Source organism: Arthrobacter crystallopoietes, from assembly GCF_017603825.1.
GTDB lineage: Bacteria > Actinomycetota > Actinomycetes > Actinomycetales > Micrococcaceae > Crystallibacter > Crystallibacter crystallopoietes_B.
Genome location: NZ_CP072014.1, coordinates 1,438,946 through 1,463,594, shown reverse-complemented (window position 1 = coordinate 1,463,594; position 24,649 = coordinate 1,438,946). Strand labels below are relative to the sequence as shown.

The following is a 24,649-nucleotide window of genomic DNA, read 5'->3' as shown; positions in this document are numbered from 1 at the left end:
CGGCCGGGCGGGAGCCTGCTCAGTCCCGCGGCATCAGGCCTTCAGGGCCAGCGCGAACGGCAGCACGGCTTCGGCTCCGGCCCGGCGCAACGTGCGGCCGGCAACCGTCACGGTCCACCGGCTGTCGGCCAGATCATCCACCAGCAGAACCGGCCCCGGGTTGTCCGCCAACCATTCGGCTCCACCGGCCGGCACATCGAACTGGTCCCAGACGTCGGCCAAGCGGTACGCGCTGTTGCCGCCCGGACCGCTCTTCGGACCACCGCCGGACATGGACAGAGCGCCCAGGTAGGGCATCCGCCCGATGCTGGCCAAGCCCTCGGCCAGCGACCCGACCAGTTGCGGGCGGGTCCGGGACGGCACGCTGACCACCGCGACGGGCCGCTGGGCCCAGCCCCATTCCGCGAGCACTCGGACGCAGGCCTGGAGGGTCAGTTGGTCCAGCGGTTGGTCCGGTGTCTGTTCGGACAACAACTCGCGCAGTTTTCCGCCCCAGCCCAGATCCGTCAGGCGGGCCAACGCACGTCCGGGCAGGTTCGCTTCCGCCGGTCCGATCTTTCCTTTGACTTCCACACCCAGCCGGTTCATGCCGGTGGGCCACATGGCACGCGGATCCAGTTCGACGCCCACCCGGTGCAGCGCCGCATCGGCGCTTTGGGTGGCAGACTCGGCCACCGATTCTGCGTACCAGCGGCCGGCGCAGTTGTCGCAGCGGCCGCACGGTGCCGCCGCAGGATCATCCAGCTCGCGGGACAGGAATTCCATCCTGCAGCCGGTGGTGCTCTCGTAGTCCAGCATGGAGTTCTGCTCGGCGACGCGGGCCTTGGCAATTCGCTCGTAGCGCTCGCGGTCATAATCCCAGGGCTGTCCGGTGCCTTCCCAGCCGCCCGAAACCCGCTGCACGGCCCCGTCCACGGCCAGCACCTTGAGCAGCAGCTCCAGCGGGGAGCGCTTGAGATTGACGCGGGTTTCCAACGCCGCGGTGGACAGGACTGTCCCGGGCTGCGCCAGTTCCCGAAGCACTGCCAGCGCGGTGTCCTCGTTCGGCATGGACGCGGTGGCGAAGTACTCCCAAATGTCGCGGTCTTCGCGGCCGGGCAGCAGCAAGACATCAGCGTTCGGCGTTCCACGGCCAGCGCGGCCAACCTGCTGGTAGTACGCCACCGGTGACGACGGCGCCCCGAGGTGCACCACGAATCCTAGGTCCGGTTTGTCGAACCCCATGCCCAGGGCGCTGGTGGCGACCAGTGCCTTGACCCGGTTGTCTTTCAGCGCAGCCTCGGCAGCCTCGCGGTCTGCCGGGTCCGTCCGGCCGGTGTAGGCGAGCACTTCGTGGCCCGCTTCGCGCAGCAGCCGGGCGGTATCCTCGGCGTTGGAAACGGTCAGGGCGTAGATGATGCCGCTGCCGGGCAGCTCGTGCAGATGCGTCAGCAGCCAGCCCAGCCGTGCCCTTGCATTGGGCAGGCGCAGCACCCCCAGCCGCAGCGATTCCCTGGCCAGCGGACCGCGGATGGTCAGCACCCGTCCGCCGGCAGCAACGTCACCGGCAAGGGCCGCGGCCCCGAGCTGTTCTTCGATGTCATGGACCACGCGCGAGTTTGCGGTCGCGGTAGTGGCCAGTACGGGCACGGATGCGGGCAGCTGCTCAATCAGGTCCCGGATGCGCCGGTAGTCGGGGCGGAAATCATGGCCCCAGTCCGAGATGCAGTGCGCCTCATCGATCACCAGCAGGCCCGAACTGCGGATCAGTTCCGGCAACTGTTCATCCCGGAACCGCGGATTGTTCAGCCGCTCCGGGGAGACCAGCAGGACATCCACGCTGTTGCCCGCCAGTTTGGCGCGGATATCGTCCCATTCCAACTGGTTGGCCGAGTTGATGGCGGCGGCGCGGACCCCGGCGCGTTCGGCCGCGGAGACCTGGTCCCGCATCAGCGCGAGCAGCGGGGAGACGATCAGGGTCGGCCCGGCGCCCCGGGCACGCAGCAGCAGGCTTGCCACGAAGTAGACGGCGGACTTTCCCCAGCCTGTCCGCTGGACCACCAGCGCTCGCCGGCCACCGGCAACCAGAGCTTCCACAGCCTCGAACTGCCCCGAGTGGAACTGCGCCTCCGGATTTCCCACCAGCCGGCGGAGGATTTCGGTTGCTTCTTCCCGAAGGTCGGTTACCTGTCCGGTCATGCTCTGCAAATCAGCCATTACCCCAGTATTACAGCCGCGCCTGACAGTCCTGTCGGTTATCCACAGGGGTTCCTTATAAGCTAGGGCGGTGACGAGTCTCGATCTTAGTGTTTCTTTCCAGGAGTCCTTCAAGGCGTACGACGTGCGCGGCATCGTCGGCAAAACGATTACCGCGGCCACGGTGGAGGCCACCGGCGCCGCGTTCGTGGACGTCCTCGGACTGGCCGGTCAGACCGTCCTGGTAGGCGGCGACATGCGCCCGTCCTCCCCCGAATTCGCCGAGGCCTTCGCCCGCGGTGCCGCGGCCCGCGGGGCGAACCCGAAGATGCTGGGCCTGATCTCCACGGACGAGCTCTACTTCGCCTGCGGCACGCTGTCCGCGGCCGGTGTGGTCTTCACCGCCTCGCACAACCCGGCCGAATACAACGGCATGAAAATGGCCCTGCCCGGCGCCGTCCCGGTCTCCTCCGACACCGGCTTGTTCGAGATCCGCGACACCGCCGCCCGCTACCTCGCCGACGGCATCCCCGCCTCCGCCCCCGGCACGCGCAGCGAACAGGACGTGCTGGCCGACTACGCCGGCTACCTGCGCTCCCTGGTGGACCTGACCGGTTCCCGGCCGCTGAAGGTGGTGGTCGACGCGGGCAACGGCATGGCCGGGCTCACCACCCCCGCAGTCCTGGGCGACGGCGTGCTTCCGGCCCTGCCGCTGGAAATCGTCGAGCTGTACTTCGAGCTCGACGGCACGTTCCCGAACCATCCGGCCAACCCGCTGGAACCGGAAAACCTGCGCGACCTGCAGGCCGCCGTCGTCGCGCACGGCGCGGACATCGGCCTGGCGTTCGACGGCGACGCGGACCGCTGCTTCGTGATCGACGAGACCGGCAACCCGGTCTCCCCCTCCGCCGTCACCGCGCTCGTGGCCCGCCGCGAAATCGCCCGCGCCAAGGCCGCCGGCGAGGACACCCCGGTCATCATCCACAACCTGATCACCTCCCGCGCCGTGCCCGAACTCGTCGCCGCCGACGGCGGCCGCGCCGTGCGCACCCGGGTGGGGCATTCCTTCATCAAGGCCGTCATGGCCGCCGAGGGCGCCGTATTCGGCGGCGAGCACTCCGCGCACTACTACTTCCGCGACTTCTTCAACGCCGACACCGGCATGCTCGCCGCGATGCACGTCCTGGCTGCCCTCGGCGAACAGGGGACGCCGCTCTCGGCCCTGGCGCACGAGTACGAGCCGTACGTTTCCTCCGGCGAGATCAACTCGAAGATCGAGGACAAGGACGCCGCCGTCGGCCGCGTCCGCAACCGGTTTGCCGGCGAGGACGTGGACATCGACGAACTCGACGGCGTGACCTTCACCGCCCGCGACGGCTCCTGGTGGTTCAACCTCCGCCCGTCCAACACCGAACCCTTCCTGCGCCTGAACGCAGAAGCCACCGACACCGCAACACTGGACAAGGTCCGGGACACCGTCCTGGAACTGGTAAGGGAATAACCAATGAGCACAGAGGGCACTTCGTGGCGCGAAGGCATAGAACCTGAGGTCCTGAATGACATCGACACGCTCTTCGGCACCGGCCTGGGCATGGCGCAGGAACAGCTGGAAGAACACGGCGCCTTCCTGCCGGTCGGCCTGGTGATGACCAACGACGGCGAGCTGCGGCTGATCGCCGTCCAGCCCGAGGACATTGAGGGCGATGAAGAATCCGACGAGGTGGACGCGGATGCCATGATCCAGGACATCTACACCGCGCTGCAGCAGGAGAAGTCGCAATTCCGCGCCATCGCAGTGATCAGCGACATCTACCTGCCCGACAATGACACGGACGCCATCCACGTCGCCACCGAGCATTCGTGGGGCGCCGCCATCGCGGCCATCCAGCCCTACAGCCATGACGACAACGGCGAATGGACCTACCCGGAACCGTTCATCGACCCGCAGGACCGGATTGTCTGGCCGCCGGCCTAACCCGGGCGGAGCATCAACGCAGCGGCGTTAGAATGCCTGCATGCGGATCAATGCCTTCTCTGACGTGTGCCTGCGCGCCCTCATGCTGCTCAGCGCCTCGCTCGATGGCGAACTGCTGACCACCCAGGCCATCGCCGACGGCGTCGGGACTCCCTACAATCACGTAAGCAAAGCGGTTCTGAAACTGCGCTCCCTCGGCCTCGTGGAGGCGGTCCGCGGCCGCTCCGGTGGCGTGCGTTTGAGCGCCAAAGGGCGTACGACGACGGTGGGCTGGCTGCTGCGCGAACTGGACGAGCGCGAAGACGTCGTCGACTGCGAAAGCGCCGCCGGCAACTGCCCGCTGAGCAACAACTGCAGCCTGCGCGGGGCCGTGCGCCGCGCCCGCGAAGCCTTCTACCGTGAACTCGACGATCTGGTCGTCTCAAGTTTGCCCCGTCAGGGCCAAATGGAGCCGGTCTTTGTGATGTTGAACACACGCCGCCCGGCTTAACCGCGAAAAATCAAGGAGTTTTCTACACGCGGTAGAAATGTGGATTCAAACCGGCATTTGGAATGCTACTTTTGAGCCATCAACCACCTTCTGACCCAAGGAGTAACGATGCTCTCGGAGAAATCCCGCCCCATCATTGAAGCCACCCTCCCCCTGGTGGGCGAGCGGTTGGGGAGCATTACACCGAACTTTTACAGCCGCCTGTTCGCGGCGCATCCGGAACTCCTGCACGGGCTTTTCAGCCGCGCCAACCAGCGCAACGGGGAGCAGCAGAAGGCCCTGGCCGGCTCCATCGCCGCCTTCGCCTCCGCCATGGTCGCCAACCCGGACCTGGTCCCCGAGACCATGCTCAGCCGCATCGCCAACAAGCACACCTCGCTGGGCATCACCGAAGACCAGTACGACATCGTCTACAAGTACCTCTTCGAAGCCATCGCCGAAGAGCTGGCCGATGTGATCACCGCCGAGATCGCCGAAGCCTGGACCGAGGTCTACTGGCTGATGGCCAACGCCCTGATCAAGATTGAAAAGGGCCTCTACGCACAGCAGGCCAATGACAAGATGTGGATGCCGTGGCAGGTCGTGGAGAAGAACCCGGCCGGTACCGGCTCCATGACGTTCGTTCTTGAGCCGGCGGACGACACCCCGGTCACGGCCGCCCGCCCCGGCCAGTTCGTCAGCGTCAAGGTCCAGCTGCCCGACGGCCTGCGCCAGGTCCGCCAGTACTCGCTCTCCGCCGACGTCGACTCCACCGACCGCCGCGTCTTCACCACCAAGCTCGACGACGGCGGCGAAGTCTCCCCCGTACTCCACCGCAACGTCCAGGTCGGCGACGTACTCGAGCTCTCCAACCCCTACGGCGACGTCACCTTGGACGAGGGCGACACACCGGTGGTCTTCGCGACCGCAGGCATCGGCTGCACCCCCTCCGCCTCAGCGCTGCGCTCCCTCGCCCGGCAGGGTTCCAGCCGCGAAGTAATAGTTCTGCACGCGGAAAAGAACCTGGAAGCCTGGGCCCTGCGCGACCAGATGGTCAACGACATCGAAAAACTCGACGGCGCCAACCTCAAGCTGTGGCTCGAAGAACCGGCCGAAGGCGCGAACACAGGCTTCATGTCCCTGCAGGATGTCGAGCTTCCCGCCGATGCCTCCGTCTACGTGTGCGGCCCGCTGCCGTTCATGAAGTCCATCCGCAGCCAGGCGATCGACGCCGGGATCCCCGCCACCAAGATCCACTACGAGGTCTTTGGCCCGGACCTCTGGCTCGCCTCGGCCAACTAACGCCCTTCGAAGAACCAGCCATCATCCCAAACGGACGGCGGCCCGGAAACGACCGGGCCGCCGTCGTTGTTAACACCCAACGTCAAGCATGCCCATCGCCGTCAGGAAGGACCAGGCCTGCCGACCCATCTACCAGCACCTGCTGGCCGTCCTGCAGCACCTTGGTTCCGGTGCCGGTTCCCATCACCGCGGGGATGCCGTACTCGCGGGCCACGATCGCGGCGTGCGAGCCTAGGCCGCCGGCATCCACGACGACGGCGGCGGCACGCTGGAACAGCGGCGTCCATGAGGGATTGGTGTACGGGCACACGAGGATCTCCCCGCTGGCCAAGGTGCCGAAGTCTGCCGGCGAGCGGATCACCCGCACCCGTCCCGCCGCCCGGCCCGCACTGGCCGCTGTGCCGGAGACGAGGGCATTCCCGTGCCGCCGCCTGCCAGGGAAGAGGGCATCCATCGGCAGCAGCGGGATGCCTTCAAGCTCACGGCGTTTCGCCTCGCGCGCCAGCACCACGCGGCGGTATCGCCCGCGTTCAGCCGCCGGCAGGGCCCCCTCGTACCTTGTCATCGCCTGGAGTTCGTTGAAGCGCAGGTGATGGACCTGGTCCGCGTCCTCCAGCACCCCGGCCGCGGCCAGCCGCTGCCCGAGCTCCAGCAGTGCCCGGCGCAGCGGCGGCAGCAGTTTGGTTGCATAAAAGTGCGAGTCTTCGCGGAACGCCGTGCCGGTCTTAGATGACGTGACGGCGCTAAGGACCTGACGCCTGAGCGGTTCGAACCGGAGGGCAGGATGCCTTTCCAGTTCCCGCAGCGCCTGCCCCGTCTGGTCAGCGCCCTGGTGCCGCTCGCCCAGCATCGCTTTGACCAGACTCAGCACAACGTCGGGAGCCGCGGACCATGTGGGCGCGCTGCTGAGGACCACGCTGACCGTCTCGCGGTGGCCGTACTCCGCCACAAAAGCATCGAAATCCGCGCGGAATCCGGCGAACTCCGGCTCCAGCAGCCGGACAAGCAAGTCTGCCGGGGCCAGCTCGTTGAACGCTGCGGACAGGTCGGCGTTGGTCCGAACGCCTTCCGCGAGCTGCTCGAGACCGCGGTTGGCCTGGCTGGTACGGGTCTCAGCGCCGGCGATCAACGCAGCGGCCAGCCGCGGTTTGCCCAGCAGCAGCAATAACAACCGCAGCTTGCCCTGCGGAATGAAGGCGCCGGGCAGATAGGCCGCCCGCAGTTCGGTAATCCAGTGAATCGCGGCGAAGGCGTCCTCGGCCAGCCGGATGACCTCCTGCCAACGCAGCGGCTCGGGATCCCGCGCATTCAGCTGTTCCACCTCGGCCAGGAATGCGGCGAACCGGCCGTCCTCGGTCCACTTTTCCGGCTTGAATCGGTGGACGCGCAGGGCAATGGACAATGGCGCGACCAGGGTTCGGAGTGTGGGCCGCGGGATCGGCGGAACCAGCCGGACCACGACCCCGTCCTCTTCCGGCAACAGTTGTTCAATGGTCGGGAACCGCACGCCGACGCTGCCCGCCATGCCCCGAAGCATGGCGCCGATTCCCCGGTCCATCCAGCCGGAGACGTCCAACGGGTACGGACGCTGCGTGAACATTTCCAGAAAGAAGGGCCCCATCAGTTTCTGGAACCGGTTCAGTTTAAGCGGCTGCGGCGGCAGGGCTGTCATCGGACGGGACTGAAGGATATAGACCCGGCCCCCGGCAACAGCCCACTCCATGTCCTGCGGCCGGCCGAACAGCTCCGCCGACTGCCTCGCTAGCCACGCGAGTTCCGCGAGCTGTGCCGGGCTGAGTGACGGCTCCAGGTCCGCGGTTCCTTGGTCCTCGCCGGTTCCGCCGTCGTCGTACGCGTGAATCACTACTTCGCGTCGACCAGGGGCGTAAGCCATCAGCCGTCCGGCACCGTCGAGAACGTAATGGTCCGGCGTGACCAGGCCGGAGACCACTGCTTCCCCCAACCCGCTGCTTGCATCCACGACAATTTCATCCCGCGCACCGGTTACCGGGTTAGCACTGAACATCACTCCGGCAATCTCTGCCGGAACCATCTCCTGAACGACGACGGCGATGGCCACCTCATGCGCGTCGATCCCCTGCCGCTGGCGGTACGCGATCGCCCGGTCCGTCCAGAGCGAGGCCCAGCAATCCGTCACGGCCTTGATCACTGCGTCCTCGCCGACAACATTGAGGTACGTGTCCTGCTGCCCTGCGAAGGCTGCGCCCGGCAGGTCCTCGGCTGTGGCACTCGAACGCACGGCCACCGGCTTCGACCCCAGCTGCGCATAAGCATCCGCTACTGCCGCCCGGATTTCTGGCGGAACGGCCGTGGCGGCAAATTCCGCTCTGATGCTGGCGCCGTCAGCGCCGGATTGCAGCAGTTCTGCCAGTTTCGCGCCCAGCGGGGTGGAGCCCAGCAGGGCGGCGTAGGCCTGGGTCGTAACGACGAAGCCGTCCGGCACCGGAAAACCGTTTCGGATCAGCTCACCGAGGTTGGCGCCCTTGCCGCCCGCCACGACAATATCCCCGGCACTGAACCCGGCCAAGCGTCCTACAAATGGGCTTTTTGTCATTCCGAGGCTCCTCCGGGGGGTCGCGGACGGCGGGTCCTCTACAAGATACGCCCGAAGCCAGTTAAAGGAAGCAGGCACCGACGCATTTGTCGGGACCTGCTTCCGTACGGCCTAGCGGCAGGGAACCTTACACGTCGAAGCGCTCCTGCAGCACCTTCAGCTGTGCGGACAGCTGTTCCGGCAGGGACTCGCCGAAGCGGGCGTACCATTCCTCGATGCCCTTGAGCTCTTCGGCCCATTCAGCAGGATCAACCTTGACGGCTTCTTCAACCTGTTCCGGCGTCATGTCCAGACCGGTGAGATCGAGGGAGTCCGGCGTCGGCACGAAGCCGATCGGCGTTTCCGTGGCGTCGGCCTTGCCTTCGATCCGCTCGATGGCCCACTTCAGCACTCGGGAGTTGTCCCCGAAGCCCGGCCAGGCGAAGCCACCGTCGGCCGTGCGGCGGAACCAGTTCACCAGGAAGATCTTGGGCAGACGCTCCTGATTGCCCTTGCCGGAAACGGTGATCCAGTGGCGCAGGTAATCTCCGGCGTCATAGCCCATGAAGGGCAGCATGGCCATCGGATCACGGCGGACCACGCCCACGGCACCGGCTGCAGCAGCAGTGGTTTCCGAGGACAGCGTGGAGCCCATGAAGATGCCGTTGGTCCAGTCGCGGGCCTCGGTGACCAGCGGGATGGTGGTCTTGCGGCGGCCGCCGAAGAGGATGGCGTCGATAGCCACGCCCTGCGGGTCGTGGTACTCCGGTGCCAGCATGTCGACCTGGTCGATGGGCGTGCAGAACCGCGAGTTCGGGTGCGCGGCGGGACGTCCGGCCTCCGGGGTCCATTCGTTGCCCTGCCAGTCGGTCAGGTGCTCGGGAACTTCATCCGTCATTCCTTCCCACCAGACACCGCCGTCGTCGGTCAGTGCCACGTTGGTGAAGATGGAGTTGCCCTTGGCAATGGCGCGCATGGCGTTGGGGTTGGTGCTCCACCCCGTACCCGGCGCAACACCGAACAGGCCAGCCTCGGGGTTGACCGCCCGCAGCTCGCCGTCCTTCCCGAAACGCATCCAGTTGATGTCGTCACCGAGGGTCTCGGCCTTCCAGCCTTCGATGGTCGGGTCCAGCAGGGCCAGGTTGGTTTTGCCACAGGCAGACGGGAATGCCGCCGCGACGTGGTACGCCTTGTTCTCCGGGCTGGTTAGCTTGAGGATCAGCATGTGTTCGGCAAGCCAGCCCTCATCGCGGGCCATGACGGACGCGATGCGCAGGGAGTAGCACTTCTTGCCCAGCAAAGCGTTGCCACCGTACCCGGAACCGTACGACCAGATAGAGCGCTCCTCGGGGAAGTGGACAATCCACTTCTCCTCGTTGCACGGCCACGGCACATCCTGCTGACCCGGCTCCAGCGGAGCACCGACGGAGTGCAGTGCCGGCACGAAGAAGGCATCCAGCTCTTCGATCTTGCGCAGCACATCCGAGCCGATGCGGGCCATGATGCGCATGGAGGCGACCACGTAAGCGCTGTCAGTAATTTCGACGCCGAACTTCGGATCTTCTGCGTCCAGGTGCCCCATGACGAACGGGATCACGTACATAGTGCGGCCACGCATGCTGCCGGCGAAGCGCTCCCGCAGGATGCCCTTCATCTTGGCCGGATCCATCCAGTTGTTGGTGAAGCCGGAGTCGCGTTCGTTCTCCGAGCAGATAAACGTCCGCTCTTCGACGCGGGCCACGTCCTTGGGATCGGAGGAGCCGGCAAAGGAGTTCGGGAACAGCTCGGGGTTCAGGCGCTTGAGCGTGCCTGCCTCGACCAGTTCATCCGTCAGTTGCTTGTACTCGGCTTCAGACCCGTCCACCCAATAGACTGAGTCAGGCTGCGTCAGCTCGGAAACTTCGGCAACCCAGGCCAGAAGCTTGGCATGTGTAGTTGGTGCGTTCTTGAGTGTTTCGTCAAGAACCGGCTGACGCGCGTTATCGCCCATGACTCTTCCCTTTCTCGGGCCAGTGGTGTGTATTGATGCTATGGGCCATGGAGTAGACCGGACTGCAGCTTTGTAACGCGCAGCACTGTTCAGGAGTAGTGTCAACCGCGGAAAATCAAGGTTTTTCGATTCGAGCGCCGCGGATTAAGTGATAAAGGTCATATAGACCGGTCTAGTTCACAATCGTCACCGATCGCCGAAACACGGAGTCATCCGCATGATTCCGCGGGTTTTAAGGAGTGGCAAGCCTCACCCCAGCGCCGATTTGGTGACCGGAAGGAAACACGCTAGAGTTATATCCGGCCGCGAGGCCAAAGCGCCCATAGCTCAGCTGGATAGAGCGTCTGTCTACGGAACAGAAGGCCGGGGGTTCGAATCCCTCTGGGCGCACCATTCAAGATGAGGCCCGGTCAACATTTGACCGGGCCTCATTTTTGTTTCCGGAACCGTCAATGCGCGAACGGTCTCTTTTGAGGCTGGCCTATCGCACCAGCTGACACCCTAAACACCACTCGGCCGGCCGCTTGCGAAACTTCTAATGAGCCACCTGCTTGCTCACGCCCAGGACTGCGGCAATGGCCGCCCAACTGACGTCGGCGTTCCGAGCTTGCAGCACCCGGTAGTGCTCCTGCCGCTCCAATTGCAGTCAGGCCTTGCGGACTGCACCGAGTTCCTGCAGCGGTTCGCGACCTTCGGCCTGGCGGAGATCAGTTTTCGAGGCCATGCGGTCAGGTACGTTGACGACATTGGCGCGTTAATCGTTAGAAGGGTGGTGGGGTGTAGAGGTCCGGTGGTGGTGGTTCGGTTGGTGGGCGGATGGACCAGCTGTTTTCGGGGGTGCTGGTCCATTCGTGGCCGGTCCGCGATTTCCAGGTGGTGCTGCCGTCGGGATATTGGGTGACTGTCCAGCCGCCGGCGTGTTTGGCAATGTGTTCGGGTTTGCAGAGCGCTTTGAGATTTCCGAGCACGGTTTTACCGCCGTCTTCCCAGGCGATGGTGTGGTCGACCTCGCAGAACCGGGCTTCCACGTGGCAGCCGGGGCCGCTGCAGTGCCCGTCGCGTAACCGGACGAGGCGTTTGAGCCATTCGGGCGGGTGCCGCAGGTCTTTCGCGGCCGCGACCGCGGTGCGGTACTCATCGGTCAGCACCAGCAGCCAGGATTTCGCGAGCCCGGCGAGGTTGCGGGCCATGTCCGGCGGGATCGGCCCGTACCCGGCGAGTTCGCCGGGCTCCTCGCTCAACCCCGCCGCGGTCTCCAACGACAACGTGACCGCGACACTGGCCGTGATCCCGGCCCCCGCCCCCGTCCCCGTGCCGGCACAGGTGCCCGTGCCGCTCCCGGTACCCTTGCAGGTTCCGTTCCCGGTGACTGTGCTGCCGTTGCAGGTGCAGCCGCCGGTGCGGGTGCCGGGGTTGAGGAGCAGGTCGGTGATGACGTCGGCGCGCAGCTGGGGCAGGGTCCGGGCTTCTTCGGGGCCCTGCAGCTTCTTCGCGAGGGCCTGGACGAGGTTGAACACCATGACTGCCTTGTCCGCGGCGCAGCGGAACCAGACTTCGGCCATCCCGTCATCCTGTGGCACGAGGCCGGCATTGCGGGACCGGTCCGCGCGTTCGTGGCGCACGGTGAGGGTTTCCGGGTGCAGCCGTTCACGGGCCTTGCGGGCACGGGCCTGCACACTCTCCACCGTGATCTTGCCGGCCTGGGGCAGGACGGCGGCCTCGAACGCCGGCAGCAGGTCCTCGGGCAGGTCCTGGGAACCGCGGGCGATCGCGGTGGCCCGCGGCAGGTCCAGGTGGGGAGCCTAGAGATTTCGGACAGTGGACCCTCATAAAATTAGAGGGACTACTGAAATGAGGAACGTGCAGAATGTCTGCATCACAACGACGGTTCACCCAGGAATTCAAGGACGATCTGTGCCAGGAGGTCATCACAACCTCCAAGACAATCAAATCCGTTGCCGAGGAGAACGGCGTCGGGGCCGAGACTCTGCGGACCTGGCTGAAGAAATACCGTAACGCCGGAAACGTGCCCGATGAGGACGAGGCCCTGAGCGTCTCCGAACGAGCAAGGCTCAAGGAACTCGAGCGCGAAAACCGCGAGCTGAAAGCCGAGGCCGCGTTCCTAAAAAAAGCCGCAGCATACTTTGCACGGGAGCCACGGTAGTGGCGAAGTATGAATTCATCGACTCCCAGCGCAACGACCCTGCCGGCACCAGTCCGGTGGTGAAGATGTGCCGGTGGCTTGGCGTCTCCGCGTCCGGTTTCTATAACTGGCTCTCCCGCCCGCTCTCGGCCACCGCGGCCCGCCGGCAGGCGCTCACCGCCCGCGTGCGGCACTTCTTCACACGATCCGACGGCACCTACGGCTACCGGCGGATCCACGCCGATCTGGCCGACGAGGGCACCGGGTGTTCGCCGGAGCTGGTGCGCCAGATCATGCGCGATGAGAACCTCATCCCGTGCCAGCCGCGCCCGTTCAGGACCACGACCGAGGCCGATGCCGACGCTGCGGCAAAGATCCCGGATCTGATGAAGCGGGACTTCAGCGCGGACCGGCCCGGGACCAAGTTCGTCGGCGACATCACCTATATCCACACCTGGCAGGGCTTCGTCTATCTGGCCACCGTCATCGACTGCTACTCCAAGAAAGTCGTGGGCTGGGCCATCGCCGACCACATTCGTGCGGAACTGGTCGAGACTGCCTTGCGCAACGCCGCCGAGACGAGCGTGATCGAGCCCGGCGCGATCTGGCATTCGGACCGCGGCAGCCAATACACCTCCGCCTCGTTCCGGGCCCTGGTCGCGGGACTGGGCATGCGGTCCTCGATGGGCCGGACCGGGGTTTGCTGGGATAACGCGATGGCCGAATCCTTCTTTTCCGCTCTGAAAAACGAGCGTGTTTACCGCACGGTCTACGCGACGAAGACTCAGGCCCGCAGGGACGTCATCCGCTATATCGAGGGCTTTTACAACTCCCGCAGGAGGCATTCCGCACTCGATTACCGGTACCCCAACAACGTCCACTACAGTTACCAGCAGCCAGCCCTGGCAGCATAGGAAACCGCTAATTCCGCTGTCCGAAATTCGCTAAGCAGCCCAAGGTTCCCGGCGGCCATCGCCTCCACCGTGGCCGGCAGATGCCCGGACAGCTGCGCGGCCTCGGCCATGTCCTTCAGCGCGCTGCCGCGGGGCTGGGCCAGGGCCGCGGCGATCTCCGTCGCCGCGCAGGAGGAAAACCCGTGCGCGTTGCCGGTCTCGGCGCCCTCGGCCGGACGCAGCTCGGTGAACCGGTTCAACGCCTTCACCCGGCCCGACTGCAGCCACGCCACGGCCTTCGCCGACGCCTGCAGGTAATCAATGGTCCCGACATCATCGAGGCCCTCCGGATCAATCCGCTCCAGCACCCCGGCCAGCGCCGCCGGCGCGAGGGTCTCCCAGCCCTCCGGCAGGCCCGGCACCTCCGGCAGGACCGCGGCCGCAGCCAGCACCGCGGCGGCTTCCTCGGCCGCTTCGTCGAACGGCCCGGTAAGCCGGCCGCCGAAGGCCAGGTTCTCCCCGGCCCAGGCATCGAGCAGGAGTTTATGCAGCATGATTTCCAACAGCGAACTCCCCGCCAAACCGAGCGCCCGCAAACCACGGTCCCGGTCCGGCTCCGGCGCCGGTATGAAATCAAACTGGAAGCCATCCATACACCCACCCTACGAACCGCCTATGACAGTTTGTGAGCGCGCACACACCATGGGTGGAAGCAGCAGACAACTTTCCGGCCGCCGCACTTGGCTTGGCTGAACCACGCTGACCAGGGCGACGTGATGCCGGGCTTGCCGCTCAGCGGCGCACGACGAAGCGCGTCAGCTTGGCGTCCCGGCCGTCGAGCTCGGCCCAGCTTTTCTCATGTTCGAACACCGTCAGGCCGGACGTCGGGTAGTGCGTGGCCATGTCCATCACCGACTCCTCGTCCGACTCGACCGATGCAAGCCGCATGGCCAGGTTCTGCACCGCGGGCATGTGGCTGATCACCAGCAGGCTCGTGATGGTATCGGGGAGTTGGTTGATCTCGCTGAGCACCTGCGTGGCCGAGGCTTCGTAGATTCCGTCGGACAGCATCGGGGTGGGCGCCTTGTCTCCGAGCTCGTTGCAGATCCAGGTGCAGGTCTGCCGGGTGCGGAGCGCGGACGAGCACAGAATGAAGTCGGGAATATGACCCTGCTCCACCATCCACCGGCCGATCAACGGCGCCTCGTTGTGCCCGCGTTGGGCCAGGGGCCGCTCGTGATCGTCCACGCCCAAAGGCCAAGCGGCCTTCGCATGGCGCAGGATCAGCAGCTTCTTGATGTGGTGCTCGCTCATCCTCCGAGTCTAGCTGTGGCCCCGTCAGGCCCCTTGTGCCGGGACTGGGCACCTGCAAGGCTCGGAGCATGGCGGATCAGACGATGAAGGTGGACGTAATAGTCATTGGCGCCGGCGCCGTCGGCGAGAACGCGGCCGAACGCACGGCGCGCGGCGGCTTGAAGACGGTCCTGATCGAGAAGGCGCTCGTGGGAGGCGAGTGTTCCTACTGGGCGTGTATGCCTTCGAAGGCACTCTTACGTCCCGGCAAGGCAGTTAATGCCGCGCGAAGCATAGATGGCGCCAAGCAGGCGGTAACCGAGTCGCTGAATGTGGATGCCGTGCTCCAGCGCCGGGACGGTTTTACTTCACACTGGGACGACAAGTCACAGGTGGAGTGGGTGCACGGCGCTGGCATCGAACTGCTCCGAGGTACGGCCCGGCTGACCGGTGAGCGTATGGTGGAACTGGCTGCGGAGGACGGTACAACCACCTCCATCGAGGCGGGCCACGCCGTCGTACTGGCCACCGGCTCAGTGCCCACCGTTCCGCCGATCGAGGGTTTGGACAGCGTGGACTTCTGGGGCACGCGCGAAGCCACTGCATCGCAGGAGATCCCGCAAAACCTGCTGGTGCTCGGCGGCGGCGTTTCCGGGGTGGAGCTGGCGCAGGCCTATGCGCGGCTGGGAGCAGCCGTCACGCTGGTTGCCCGCGGTGACCTGCTGGCCAATTATCCGGAACCGGCACGCCGCCTGGTGGAAGCCGGCCTGCGCGAGGACGGCATCGATGTCCGGCTGCACACCACCACCCAGAAGGCAGCGCAGGATGAATCCGGCATCCATTTGACGTTGATACCAACAGATAACGACGGCGGGGCCGCGCCTTCGATAGTCAGCGGCGCCAAGCTGCTGGTTTCCACCGGCCGCCATCCGGCCCTGATCGGCCTGGGTCTGGAAAATGTCGGCGTCGTTCCCGAGGATCTGGAGACCGATTCCAGTGGTCAGGTGGCCGGTGTGGAAGGTGGCTGGCTCTACGCTGTCGGGGACGCCGCGGGAAAAGCGTTGCTGACCCACCAGGGGAAGTACGAAGCCCGCGCCGCCGGCGAGGCAATCTCTGCAAGGGCCGCGGGCGACTTGGACGGCGGGAGGCCGGAACCATGGAGCCGGTTCGCCGCCACGGCCGACGAGGCTGCGGTACCGTCCGTGGTGTTCACCGATCCGGAAGTGGCGATGGTCGGGCTGACCCTTGAGCAGGCGCGGGAGGGCGGCGCCAGTGCCAGGGGCGTAGAGCTGCCGATCGCCGTCGCCGGTTCGGCGCTGCACGCGGACGGCTATGCCGGCTGGGCACAGCTGGTGGTGGACGAGGACCGTAAAGTCCTTCTCGGCGCCACCTTCGCCGGCCCCGATGTCAGTGAGTTGCTGCATGCGGCCACGATCGCCGTCGTCGGCCAGGTTCCGTTGGACCGCCTCTGGCATGCCGTTCCGGCCTATCCCACCATCAGCGAGGTCTGGCTCCGGCTGCTCGAGGAATACGGCCTCTAAACGACGCACGCGCCTGGAGGCTTCAAGCGCTCGGCGGGCTTAAAGCGGCGAGGGCGCCTCCTTGTGGAGACGCCCTCGGGCCAAAAGCAAGACTTAGATGGAGTACTCCGGGGCTGCCCAGACGACAACCTCGGGGTGCTCGTAGAAGCGGTAGCCCTGGCCGCGGACGGTGCGCACGGTGTTAGCCAGGCGCCCGAGCTTGGAACGCAGGCGGCGGATGTGAACGTCGATGGTGCGCTCGTTCGGCACCTCTTCGGCGTTCTTCCACAGACCGGAGAGCAGTTCGTCGCGGCCCACGGTCCGGGTGGCATTTTCCACCAGGTAGTTAAGCAGTTCGAACTCCTTGAACGTCAGGTTCAGGGTTTCGCCATCCAGGTGGACCTCGCGGCGGGAAAGATCGATCAGCACGCCGCTGGGACGGCTCGACTGCTGCGCCGTGTGCACCGTGCGCTGCTGAACCTCGGTCCGGGGACGGCGGCTGACGGTCGGATCGCCAAGGGCCTGGCGGACGACGTCGATATTCTCGCCCTGCGCGTCGGCAGGAGCCAATGCGACGGCGGCGTGGCTTTGCGCTCCGGGAACCAGCGTCTGGACATAAGAGCGGATCTGGGAAGCAAGCTGTGTCAGCGACGTACCGGCTGCCGCGGCGGCGGATTCGTCCAGGCCTACATACAAAACAAACCCGCGAGCAACAGTGTCAGCTGACACTGCCTGCGGGCCTGGTTCACCATTGGGGGTAATCACCGGAGTGGGAGCGGTGGTCGGGTTGGCGGCATCGCCGTCGAATTGCCCGGGAACGGCGCGGAGCACACGGTACTGCTGGGCGGGATTGGCCTGGGTCGCGCCGTACTGCGGGCGGTTAAAGCCCTGGCGCTGCGCTGCGGCGGCCCGGTTCTGGGCGTTGCGGACGGAGATGTGGACGTATCCGGATGAAACTGACATGTTCTAAAACCTCATATGTGAATGGCCGTCATCGCGGCGCGAATGCATGGGTATGCCCGCACGGGATGCTGTTTGCCCGCCATCGGACAGATGAATTGCCTGAATAACTCTTGGGTGGTGAGTTAGGCCTGCATTCGACAACAGCACAGAGTCCATCCGGAATGGGATCCGGTGAGGATTGCTGCGGCTGCAGATGCTGTTGAAATGTTGTTCACGTCTCTGATTTTGTCCGTAATAAACGGTACGTGCAAGTAACAAAAGCCGATTCGTCTCGCATCGTGAGATTTCCGGGCCTTTTGTGTTCCAACTCACATTCAAGGTCCTGAATAAATATAAGGCAGCTTATTGCGGCGATCCCGAGGATGCAGGGCATATTCATGCACGTTAACGGAATGTATATGCAGTTTGAACGATCATAGTCGCCCGCGATGATGCAAGTGTCCCACTATATGGACCGCTGACGCATTCTCGGCGGGTGTAGCACAAACGGCTGGAGGTGTTTCTCAGGTTCAGATCAGCCGGCGATGCCGTAAAGCCGGTCCCCCGCATCGCCGAGGCCCGGGACGATATAGGCATGCTCGTTCAGTCGTTCGTCCACGGAAGCCAGCACGATAGTCACGTTTTCCGCTTCGCCAAGTTCGGCCTCGAGCATCTTGAGACCCTCGGGGGCGCCGAGCAGGCAAATGCAGGTCACGTCGGCGGCGCCACGCGCGAACAGGAACTTGATCGCTTCGCGCAGGGTGCCGCCGGTGGCCAGCATCGGATCCAGCACGAAGACCTGGCGGCCTGTCAGATCAGCCGGCAGACGCTCGGCATAGGTGATGGCCTCGAGTGTCTCCTCGTTGCGCGCCATCCCGAGGAAACCGACCTCTGCGGTGGGAACCAGTTTGGTCATACCTTCGAGCATGCCGAGCCCCGCGCGGAGAATGGGCACCACCAGCGGGGTGGGCTTGGTGAAGGCCGTCCCAACGGTCCTGGTCACGGGCGTCTCGATTTCCACCGGTTGCGTGCGCACGTCCCGCGTGGCTTCATACGCCAGCAAGGTCACCAGTTCTTCGGTCAGTTGGCGGAAAACGGGCGACGGCGTGGTCTTGTCGCGGAGAACTGTGAGTTTGTGGGCAACAAGAGGGTGGTCCACTTCGAGTACGCGCATGCGTCAAAGTTACAGTCACCCCGAAGCCAGCACAAACAATCCCGTTCCGTCCGAAACCGCCCGGAGTCCTCCGAAGTTGTCCGGAGCAGTGCCCGCGGCAACAATTGAGCACATGATGCCTGCCGATCCGCTGCACAGCGAGTGGATGGACCTCGCCCTGGAGCAGGCGCGCCTTGCCCTCGCCACGGCGGACGTGCCGATCGGCGCCGTCGTTATCGGTCCGGACGGCACGGTCATCGGTTCGGGCCGGAATGAACGCGAAGCCCACCACGACCCCACCGCGCACGCGGAAATCGTTGCGATCCGCGAGGCGGCGCGGAAGCTGGACTCCTGGCGGCTGGAGGGCTGCACCCTGGTGGTCACGCTGGAGCCGTGCGCCATGTGTGCCGGCGCGGTGGTTCTTGCCCGGGTTCCCAAGGTGGTTTTCGGTGCGTGGGATGAGAAGGCCGGGGCCGCCGGCAGCGTGTTCGATATCCTCCGCGAGCGCCGGCTCAACCATTGGGTAGAGGTCCATCCCGAGGTCCGCGCCGATGAGTGCGGGAACCTGCTGCGGCAATTCTTCGAAGCCCACCGCGACTAGCCATCGCGCCGATAGCAAGTAGGCTTGGTATTTCCGGAACCCGAAAGGATAGCGATGACTCACCAAGAAAACGGACACCAGGAAGTAGCCAAGATCCTCAAGGATGCCGACATCGCGGTGCTGACAACGGTGAACGCCGAAAACCAGCTGGTCAGCCGCCCGCTGGCCCTGCAGGCAGTCGAGTTCGACGGCCTCCTTTGGTTCTTCACCCAGGACCCCTCCCCCAAGGCCGACGAAATCCGCGCCAACCAGCAGGTCAACGTCTCGGTCCACGCCGGCGGCGGCTATCTCTCCATCTCCGGTACCGCGGACATTGTGCACAACAGGCCGAAGATCGATGATCTGTGGAGCGCCGCCGTCGAGCCATGGTTCGAGAACGGGAAGGATGATCCAGCTGTCGCCCTGATCCGGGTGGCGGCGGACACTGCCGAATACTGGACGGCCGACTCCCCCAAGGTTGCCACCCTGTTCAAGCTCGCCAAGGGAATGGTCACCGGTGAACAGCCCGACGTCGGTAAGAACGACGTCGTCGAGATGTAGCCGCGCTTGGGAGACATTTACAGCCGGCGCCGGGCCGCGGACGAGCCGCTGATGCGCCGTTTTGGGCCACAGCCCAACTACCGGTAAAGTTGACGCGTCTGGTGACGTGTCCGAGCGGCCGAAGGTGCAACACTCGAAATGTTGTTTGGTGTAACAGCCAACGTGGGTTCAAATCCCACCGTCACCGCCACTGATAGCCCCGCAACCCTCACGGTTGCGGGGCTATTGTTTTGTCCCGCCGCGTCGAGACGCAGACCCGTGGATAAGCTGGAGCGGTGCAGACGGGTTTGAGCAGCAGAATGGACCAGGCCGTCGCAACGCTGGCGCCGGGCTACTTCGCGCTGGTCATGGGCAGCGGCATCGTTTCCATCGCGCTGCAGATCCAAGGCTTCACGACGCCATCGTTAATCTTGCTGGCGGTTTGCGCCTCCGGCTACGTACTGCTGCTGGCGCTGCACGTGCTGCGTCTGGTGCGCCATCGCCACAACTTCTCCGAGGACTTTAACGATCCACGCCGGGGCTTCGGATTCTTCACATTCGTCGCCGGAACCAACGTGCTGGGCATCCGCCTCTCCATGGATGGCCAGATCGGCTGGACCACCGGCTTGCTCGGACTCGGCTTCATCGCCTGGCTGTTGCTCGGCTACGTGGTGCCCTGGACGGCGGTGCTGGCCAGGACCGCCCGTCCGGTAACGGCGACGGCGAACGGCACGTGGTTCATCTGGGCTGTTGCCGCGCAGTCCTGCGCCGTGGCTGCCGCAACGATTGAACCGGCCCTGCCGTCGCTGCGCCGCGAGCTCGCCGTGGTGGCGTTGTTCTGCTGGTCCATCGGCATCTTCCTCTACGCGGCGTGCGGCATCTTTGTGGCGTTGCGCATGATGCTCTACCGGCTGAAACCCGAGGACCTGACCCCGCCTTACTGGGTGGCGATGGGCGCGATGGCGATCTCCGTGGTCGCGGGCGCCCGGATTGTGGAGATGGAGGATGCCCCGATGGTCAACGCTACCCGTGGCCTGGTGGCCGGGCTCTCGGTGGTGTGCTGGTCCTTCGCGACCTGGCTGATTCCGGCCCTCATCGCCGCCGGCTGGTGGCGGCACTTCCGGCATCGCGTGCCGCTGCAGTACGACGCCACCTGGTGGAGCATCGTGTTCCCCGTCGGGATGTACGCCGTCGCCTGCCTCACCCTCGGCCAGGCGGACAGCCTGCCGATTGTCGAGGGGATCGGCGCGGTCTGGATCTGGGTGGCCTGCGCCGTCTGGCTCACCACTTTCACGTTTATGTGCCTGCACCTGCGCGCCACGCTGTTCCGCCGCGGCCCCCGGCCGGATCCCGCTGCGGCCTGACGAATTCCACTTCCTCGGCGGCGATCACTAAAGTTGGACCATGGCCGACTCCCTCACCACCACCGCCACGGAACATATTGGTGCCGCGGGCGAAACGATCCCGGACGCCTACTACATCCGGCTGGACGACACCCGCTTCCACTCGACGCTGCACTCGCAGGGTGCCTGGAATGCGCACGAGCAGCACATGGCCAGCGCTTCGGGCCTGCTGATCCACGCGGTCCAGCAGAACCATCCGCGGCCGGAAGTCGCCCTGAGCCAGGTCACGTTCGAGATCCTCGGCGTCATCCCGGGCGGCGAAATCGAAGTGACAACCGAGGTAGTCCGACCCGGCCGCACCATCGAACTGATCGAGGCGACGCTGAGCGGCAACGGCCGCCCGGCCATCCGCGCCCTGGTCTGGCGCCTGCTCACCGGTGACACCAGTGAAGTGGCCGGCGGTGATGGCGGCCAGCTCAAGCCGCCCGCCGAATGCGCACCCTATGAAATGGACTCAGTCTGGGACGGCGGCTTCATCGCGTCCACCGAATTCCGTGTCGCGGAGCGGTGCCGTCCCGGCAGCGGCGCCGCTTGGATACGCACGCCATACGCGATTGTGGACGGCGAGGAGTCCGAGCCCATCGCCCGCTTCATGGGCCATGTTGATACGGCCAACGGGATTGCGGTCCGGCAAAGCCCGCGGGAGTACATGTTCCCCAACCTGGACCTGACCGTGCACTTGTTCCGCCAGCCCGAGGGCGACTGGACCGGCATGGACACCCGCGTGCACTTCGGCGCGTCCGGCGTCGGCATGACCGCCACGGACCTTTACGACGAGCGGGGCCTGGTGGGCAAAGCCGCGCAGATCCTCACCGTGCGTAAGTTCCCCGAACCGAAACAGTAGGCGCCGACCGCCGCAGCGAGCGACGTCGACGCAGCTCACCTTTGCGGGACCTGCAGCGGTTTTCCACAGGCGGGTGAAACCTTCAACTGAGCCATGGCCTAGGATCAAAGTGGGGGCCGCCGGAGTGACGCACCAGACAACGGCGGTTGTCTGTCCTGCCCAGTCTCGCAAAGAAAGCAGTCCGCCGTGGAGTTACTCCTGCCAGCCGTTCTCGTCGTCGTCGTTCTCATCATTATTGTCAGTCTCATGCGCGCCTACCGCGTGGCCGGTCCTTCCGAGGCACTGATCATCACCGGCCGGGGCGGCCAGGATGACCAGCGGGTGGTCTCCGGCGGACGCGTCATTGTCTACCCGTTCATCCAGCGGGCTTACACCATGTCGCTGGCCTCGCGCCAGATCCGGGTGGAAATCGACGGCATCTCGAAGAACGGCATCCAGCTGTCCCTCACCGGCGTTGCGCAGGTCAAGGTCGGCGGGGACGAGGTCTCCATCCGCCGGGCCGCCCAGCGTTTCCTGAACCAGCAGGACCAGATCGACCACTACACGCAGGAGATCCTGGCCGGCTCGCTGCGCGCCGTCGTCGGAACGCTGACCGTGGAGCAGGTCATCCAGGACCGAGCGTCCTTCGCCGCCTCGGTTTCCGAAGAGGCCGAGCACTCTATGAACAACCAGGGCCTGGTCATCGACACGTTCCAGATCTCGGCTGTGGACGACGACGGCGACTACATCAATAACATGGGCCGCCCGCAGGCCGCCGAGGTGGCCAAACTCGCCGCCATCGCCGAGGCGCAGGCCACGCGCGAGGCCTCCGAGGCACAGGCACTGGCCGACGAGAAGGTTGCCATCGCCCAGCGCACGCTGGCCCTGAAGCAGGCCGAAATCAAGGAAGAGACCGACGCCCGGCTGGCCGCTGCCAACGCCGCCGGCCCGTTGGCCGAAGCAGCGCAGCGCCAGCGGATCCTGGAACAGGAAGAACTTGTCGCAGTCCGTCAGGCCGAGCTGAAGGCCAAGCAGTTGGACACCGAAGTGCGCCGGCCGGCCGACGCCGAGCGTTACCGCCAGGTGCAGATCGCCGAGGCCGCCAAGACGCAGGCCATGCTGGCCGCCGAAGCCGAACTGGCGCGGCGTGAAAACGAAGCCAAGGCCGTGGAGCTTGAAGGTGCCGCCAAGGCCGCCGCCATCCGCGCGCAGGGTGAAGCAGAGGCCGCATCCACACTGGCCAAGGCCGAGGCCTACAAGCAGTTCAACGACGCCGCCGTGCTGGACCGGATGCTGGACACCCTCCCGCAGATCGCCCGCGAGCTGGCGGCGCCGTACGCCAACATCTCGGAGCTGAACGTCATCTCCAGCGACGGTGAGAGCAAGCTCAGCCAGAACATCTCCACGAACCTGGTGGAAACGCTCTCCATGCTCAAGACGATGACCGGCGTGGACCTGACCGACGTCGCCCGGAACATGACGGCCGAAAAGACATCCAAGGCGGGGGCTAACGGAACCGGCAAGGATCTGCTTGCGGCCTCCGACAACCACGAGCACGCCGGCAGCTAGCGATGCCATTCTTGGCCCGGCGGGGCGTCTTGTTGCCCGCCGGGCGGCAGCCGGATGACAAGATAGTCCAATGGCACTTCGCATTCTGACCGTCGGCCGCAAGCACGAGTCCTGGGTGGCCGAGGGGATCGACCGCTACGAGAAGCGGATGAAGAAGCCCTTCGATGTCACCTGGCTGCCCATCCCGCATTCCGCCCGCGAGCACGACGCTGCCCGCAAGGAGGAATCCGAGCAGCTGCTGGGCAAGCTGGGCGGGAAGTACGCCAACGACTTTGTCATCCTGCTGGACGAACGCGGCAAGAATATCGACTCGCCCACGTTGGCCAGCACGCTGCAGGCGCCGCTGGATACCTCGCGCAATATCACGTTGATCATCGGCGGCGCCTACGGCGTGGACCAGAGCATCCACCAGCGCGCTGACTTTGTCTGGTCGCTGTCCAAACTCGTTTTCCCGCACCAGTTGGTCCGGCTGATCCTGATCGAACAGCTCTACCGGGCTCAGGAAATTGCAAGCGGCCGCCCCTACCATCACGAGTGAGGCAACAGGGGCTTTGCCGGACGCCTGATTTCAGGCCCGAGGGTCCCTGGCCGCTAGACTTTTACAGACTGTAGAAGAGCGGCAGGAAGGGAGGCAGCGCATGCTATCCGCAGCGCCCGTCCGCCCTGTCCCCGCCAGCCTAGCCCCAGTCCGTCTGCTCCGCGCTGCCGCCGTAAGCGCGACCGTGCTGTGCCTCGCAGCCGCCGCGCACGTGGCCGGCGGTGGCACTATCCCGGCCGCCGGCGTCGTTATTGGCCTGAGTGTGCTGACGCTGCTTCCGGTGACCTTGCTCGCCGGCCGCAAACTCGGGGTCACCACGATGGCCGCCATCCTCGCGGGCAGCCAGCTGGCCCTGCACCAGGCCTTCACCGTTCTAAGTACGACGGCGGTGTGCACCGAAGCGGGTCACCATGCCTATGCGGGGGCAGGGTCGCTGGAATGCGTGGCCAATGCCGCCGGTGCTGCTGGTGGTGCTGCACACGCACCGGCCGAGCATGGTGCCGCCATGGTCGTCGCCCACGTGCTCGCCACCGCGCTGACCGGGCTGCTCCTGGTCCGGGGCGAAGAGGCCGTCTGGGCGCTTGCCGCCTGGCTTCAGCCGCTCGCCAAGCTGCCCTCCGCCGTCGTTCTTCCCATCCGTCCCGCCCCTACCGCACCGGCCCCCGGTACGCTGCTGCTCCCGCGGACCCTGTGCCAGCTGACGCTGAAGCCGCTGCGCGGACCGCCGGCGCTTTCCTTTCACTAAGCCACCCGGCTTGCAGCGTTCCGGGCAACAGCCCCGTCCACC

Annotated in this window: 21 protein-coding genes and 2 tRNA genes; 15 read left to right on the top strand and 8 right to left on the bottom strand. The window is 65.5% G+C overall.

Features of this window, described 5'->3' with window-relative positions; all coding sequences use genetic code 11:
• Nucleotides 1-33: 33 nt before the first annotated feature.
• The gene (locus tag J5251_RS06770) at nucleotides 34-2,196 is read right to left on the bottom strand and encodes a RecQ family ATP-dependent DNA helicase (protein ID WP_432264414.1); all 2,163 of its coding nucleotides are present in this window, start codon (nucleotides 2,194-2,196) and stop codon (nucleotides 34-36) included.
• Between the two features lie 70 nt (nucleotides 2,197-2,266).
• On the opposite strand from J5251_RS06770, the gene J5251_RS06765 reads away from it, so the two are divergent.
• The 4 genes from J5251_RS06765 (at nucleotide 2,267) to J5251_RS06750 (ending at nucleotide 5,921) form a co-directional block, all read left to right on the top strand.
• Nucleotides 2,267-3,676, top strand: coding sequence for a phosphomannomutase/phosphoglucomutase (locus J5251_RS06765; RefSeq protein WP_139006850.1), 1,410 nt, complete (start codon nucleotides 2,267-2,269; stop codon nucleotides 3,674-3,676).
• 3 nt (nucleotides 3,677-3,679) lie between these two features.
• Nucleotides 3,680-4,150 carry a hypothetical protein gene (locus J5251_RS06760; protein ID WP_139006851.1) on the top strand — a complete coding sequence of 157 codons (471 nt, stop codon included), beginning with the start codon at nucleotides 3,680-3,682 and terminating at the stop codon, nucleotides 4,148-4,150.
• Nucleotides 4,151-4,190: 40 nt separating this feature from the next.
• Nucleotides 4,191-4,640, top strand: a complete 450-nt coding sequence (locus J5251_RS06755) for an RrF2 family transcriptional regulator (protein WP_208575598.1) — start codon at nucleotides 4,191-4,193, stop codon at nucleotides 4,638-4,640.
• Nucleotides 4,641-4,748: 108 nt separating this feature from the next.
• A complete protein-coding gene (locus J5251_RS06750; RefSeq protein ID WP_208575597.1) occupies nucleotides 4,749-5,921 on the top strand; it encodes a globin domain-containing protein in 1,173 nt (390 codons plus the stop codon).
• 82 nt (nucleotides 5,922-6,003) lie between these two features.
• Here J5251_RS06750 and J5251_RS06745 read toward each other — a convergent pair whose 3' ends face one another.
• Complete coding sequence (locus J5251_RS06745; RefSeq protein ID WP_208575596.1) at nucleotides 6,004-8,496, bottom strand: PEP/pyruvate-binding domain-containing protein; 2,493 nt, start codon at nucleotides 8,494-8,496, stop codon at nucleotides 6,004-6,006.
• Nucleotides 8,497-8,623: 127 nt separating this feature from the next.
• Complete coding sequence (locus J5251_RS06740) at nucleotides 8,624-10,465, bottom strand: phosphoenolpyruvate carboxykinase (GTP) (RefSeq protein WP_208575595.1); 1,842 nt, start codon at nucleotides 10,463-10,465, stop codon at nucleotides 8,624-8,626.
• Nucleotides 10,466-10,781: 316 nt separating this feature from the next.
• Between J5251_RS06740 and J5251_RS06735 the strand changes: the two genes are divergently transcribed.
• A tRNA-Arg gene (locus tag J5251_RS06735) sits at nucleotides 10,782-10,858 on the top strand.
• A gap of 368 nt (nucleotides 10,859-11,226) precedes the next feature.
• Here J5251_RS06735 and J5251_RS06730 read toward each other — a convergent pair.
• Nucleotides 11,227-12,198, bottom strand: a complete 972-nt coding sequence (locus J5251_RS06730; protein WP_279633622.1) for an HNH endonuclease signature motif containing protein — start codon at nucleotides 12,196-12,198, stop codon at nucleotides 11,227-11,229.
• Nucleotides 12,199-12,332: 134 nt separating this feature from the next.
• Here J5251_RS06730 and J5251_RS06725 point away from each other — a divergent pair.
• A protein-coding gene (locus J5251_RS06725; RefSeq protein WP_139007412.1) for an IS3 family transposase occupies nucleotides 12,333-13,522 on the top strand; the annotation gives its coding sequence in 2 pieces (ribosomal slippage) (nucleotides 12,333-12,603 and nucleotides 12,603-13,522; 1,191 coding nt in all).
• On the opposite strand, the gene J5251_RS06720 is transcribed toward J5251_RS06725, so the two are convergent.
• Nucleotides 13,495-14,154 (bottom strand): hypothetical protein, encoded by a 660-nt coding sequence (locus J5251_RS06720; protein ID WP_208575593.1) that lies wholly within the window; start codon nucleotides 14,152-14,154, stop codon nucleotides 13,495-13,497. The two genes, J5251_RS06725 and J5251_RS06720, sit on opposite strands and share 28 nt — an antisense overlap.
• 139 nt (nucleotides 14,155-14,293) lie before the next feature.
• Entirely contained in the window at nucleotides 14,294-14,815 is a 522-nt protein-coding gene (locus J5251_RS06715; protein WP_139004201.1) for a SixA phosphatase family protein, read from the bottom strand.
• Nucleotides 14,816-14,883: 68 nt separating this feature from the next.
• On the opposite strand from J5251_RS06715, the gene J5251_RS06710 reads away from it, so the two are divergent.
• Entirely contained in the window at nucleotides 14,884-16,335 is a 1,452-nt protein-coding gene (locus J5251_RS06710) for a dihydrolipoyl dehydrogenase family protein (RefSeq protein ID WP_208575592.1), read from the top strand.
• A gap of 93 nt (nucleotides 16,336-16,428) precedes the next feature.
• On the opposite strand, the gene J5251_RS06705 is transcribed toward J5251_RS06710, so the two are convergent.
• Nucleotides 16,429-17,277: a winged helix-turn-helix domain-containing protein gene (locus J5251_RS06705; protein WP_208575591.1), complete on the bottom strand. Its 849-nt coding sequence runs from the start codon at nucleotides 17,275-17,277 to the stop codon at nucleotides 16,429-16,431.
• 514 nt (nucleotides 17,278-17,791) lie between these two features.
• Nucleotides 17,792-18,430 carry a uracil phosphoribosyltransferase gene (gene upp, locus J5251_RS06700; protein WP_139004198.1) on the bottom strand — a complete coding sequence of 213 codons (639 nt, stop codon included), beginning with the start codon at nucleotides 18,428-18,430 and terminating at the stop codon, nucleotides 17,792-17,794.
• 112 nt (nucleotides 18,431-18,542) lie between these two features.
• On the opposite strand from upp, the gene tadA reads away from it, so the two are divergent.
• From tadA to J5251_RS06660, 8 genes are all read left to right on the top strand, one after another.
• A complete protein-coding gene (tadA, locus tag J5251_RS06695; protein ID WP_208575590.1) occupies nucleotides 18,543-19,010 on the top strand; it encodes a tRNA adenosine(34) deaminase TadA in 468 nt (155 codons plus the stop codon).
• A 54-nt stretch (nucleotides 19,011-19,064) separates the two neighbouring features.
• Nucleotides 19,065-19,550: a pyridoxamine 5'-phosphate oxidase family protein gene (locus J5251_RS06690; protein ID WP_208575589.1), complete on the top strand. Its 486-nt coding sequence runs from the start codon at nucleotides 19,065-19,067 to the stop codon at nucleotides 19,548-19,550.
• 100 nt (nucleotides 19,551-19,650) lie between these two features.
• Nucleotides 19,651-19,740, top strand: a tRNA-Ser gene (locus J5251_RS06685).
• Between the two features lie 85 nt (nucleotides 19,741-19,825).
• Entirely contained in the window at nucleotides 19,826-20,893 is a 1,068-nt protein-coding gene (locus J5251_RS06680; RefSeq protein WP_244250833.1) for a tellurite resistance/C4-dicarboxylate transporter family protein, read from the top strand.
• A 40-nt stretch (nucleotides 20,894-20,933) separates the two neighbouring features.
• Nucleotides 20,934-21,776, top strand: coding sequence for a thioesterase family protein (locus J5251_RS06675; RefSeq protein WP_208575588.1), 843 nt, complete (start codon nucleotides 20,934-20,936; stop codon nucleotides 21,774-21,776).
• 186 nt (nucleotides 21,777-21,962) lie between these two features.
• On the top strand, nucleotides 21,963-23,324 hold the full coding sequence (locus tag J5251_RS06670; protein WP_240792954.1) for a flotillin family protein: 1,362 nt from the start codon (nucleotides 21,963-21,965) through the stop codon (nucleotides 23,322-23,324).
• 70 nt (nucleotides 23,325-23,394) lie between these two features.
• Nucleotides 23,395-23,862, top strand: coding sequence for a 23S rRNA (pseudouridine(1915)-N(3))-methyltransferase RlmH (locus J5251_RS06665; protein ID WP_171059278.1), 468 nt, complete (start codon nucleotides 23,395-23,397; stop codon nucleotides 23,860-23,862).
• A gap of 100 nt (nucleotides 23,863-23,962) precedes the next feature.
• Entirely contained in the window at nucleotides 23,963-24,607 is a 645-nt protein-coding gene (locus J5251_RS06660; RefSeq protein ID WP_208575587.1) for a hypothetical protein, read from the top strand.
• The last annotated feature ends 42 nt before the right edge of the window (nucleotides 24,608-24,649 follow it).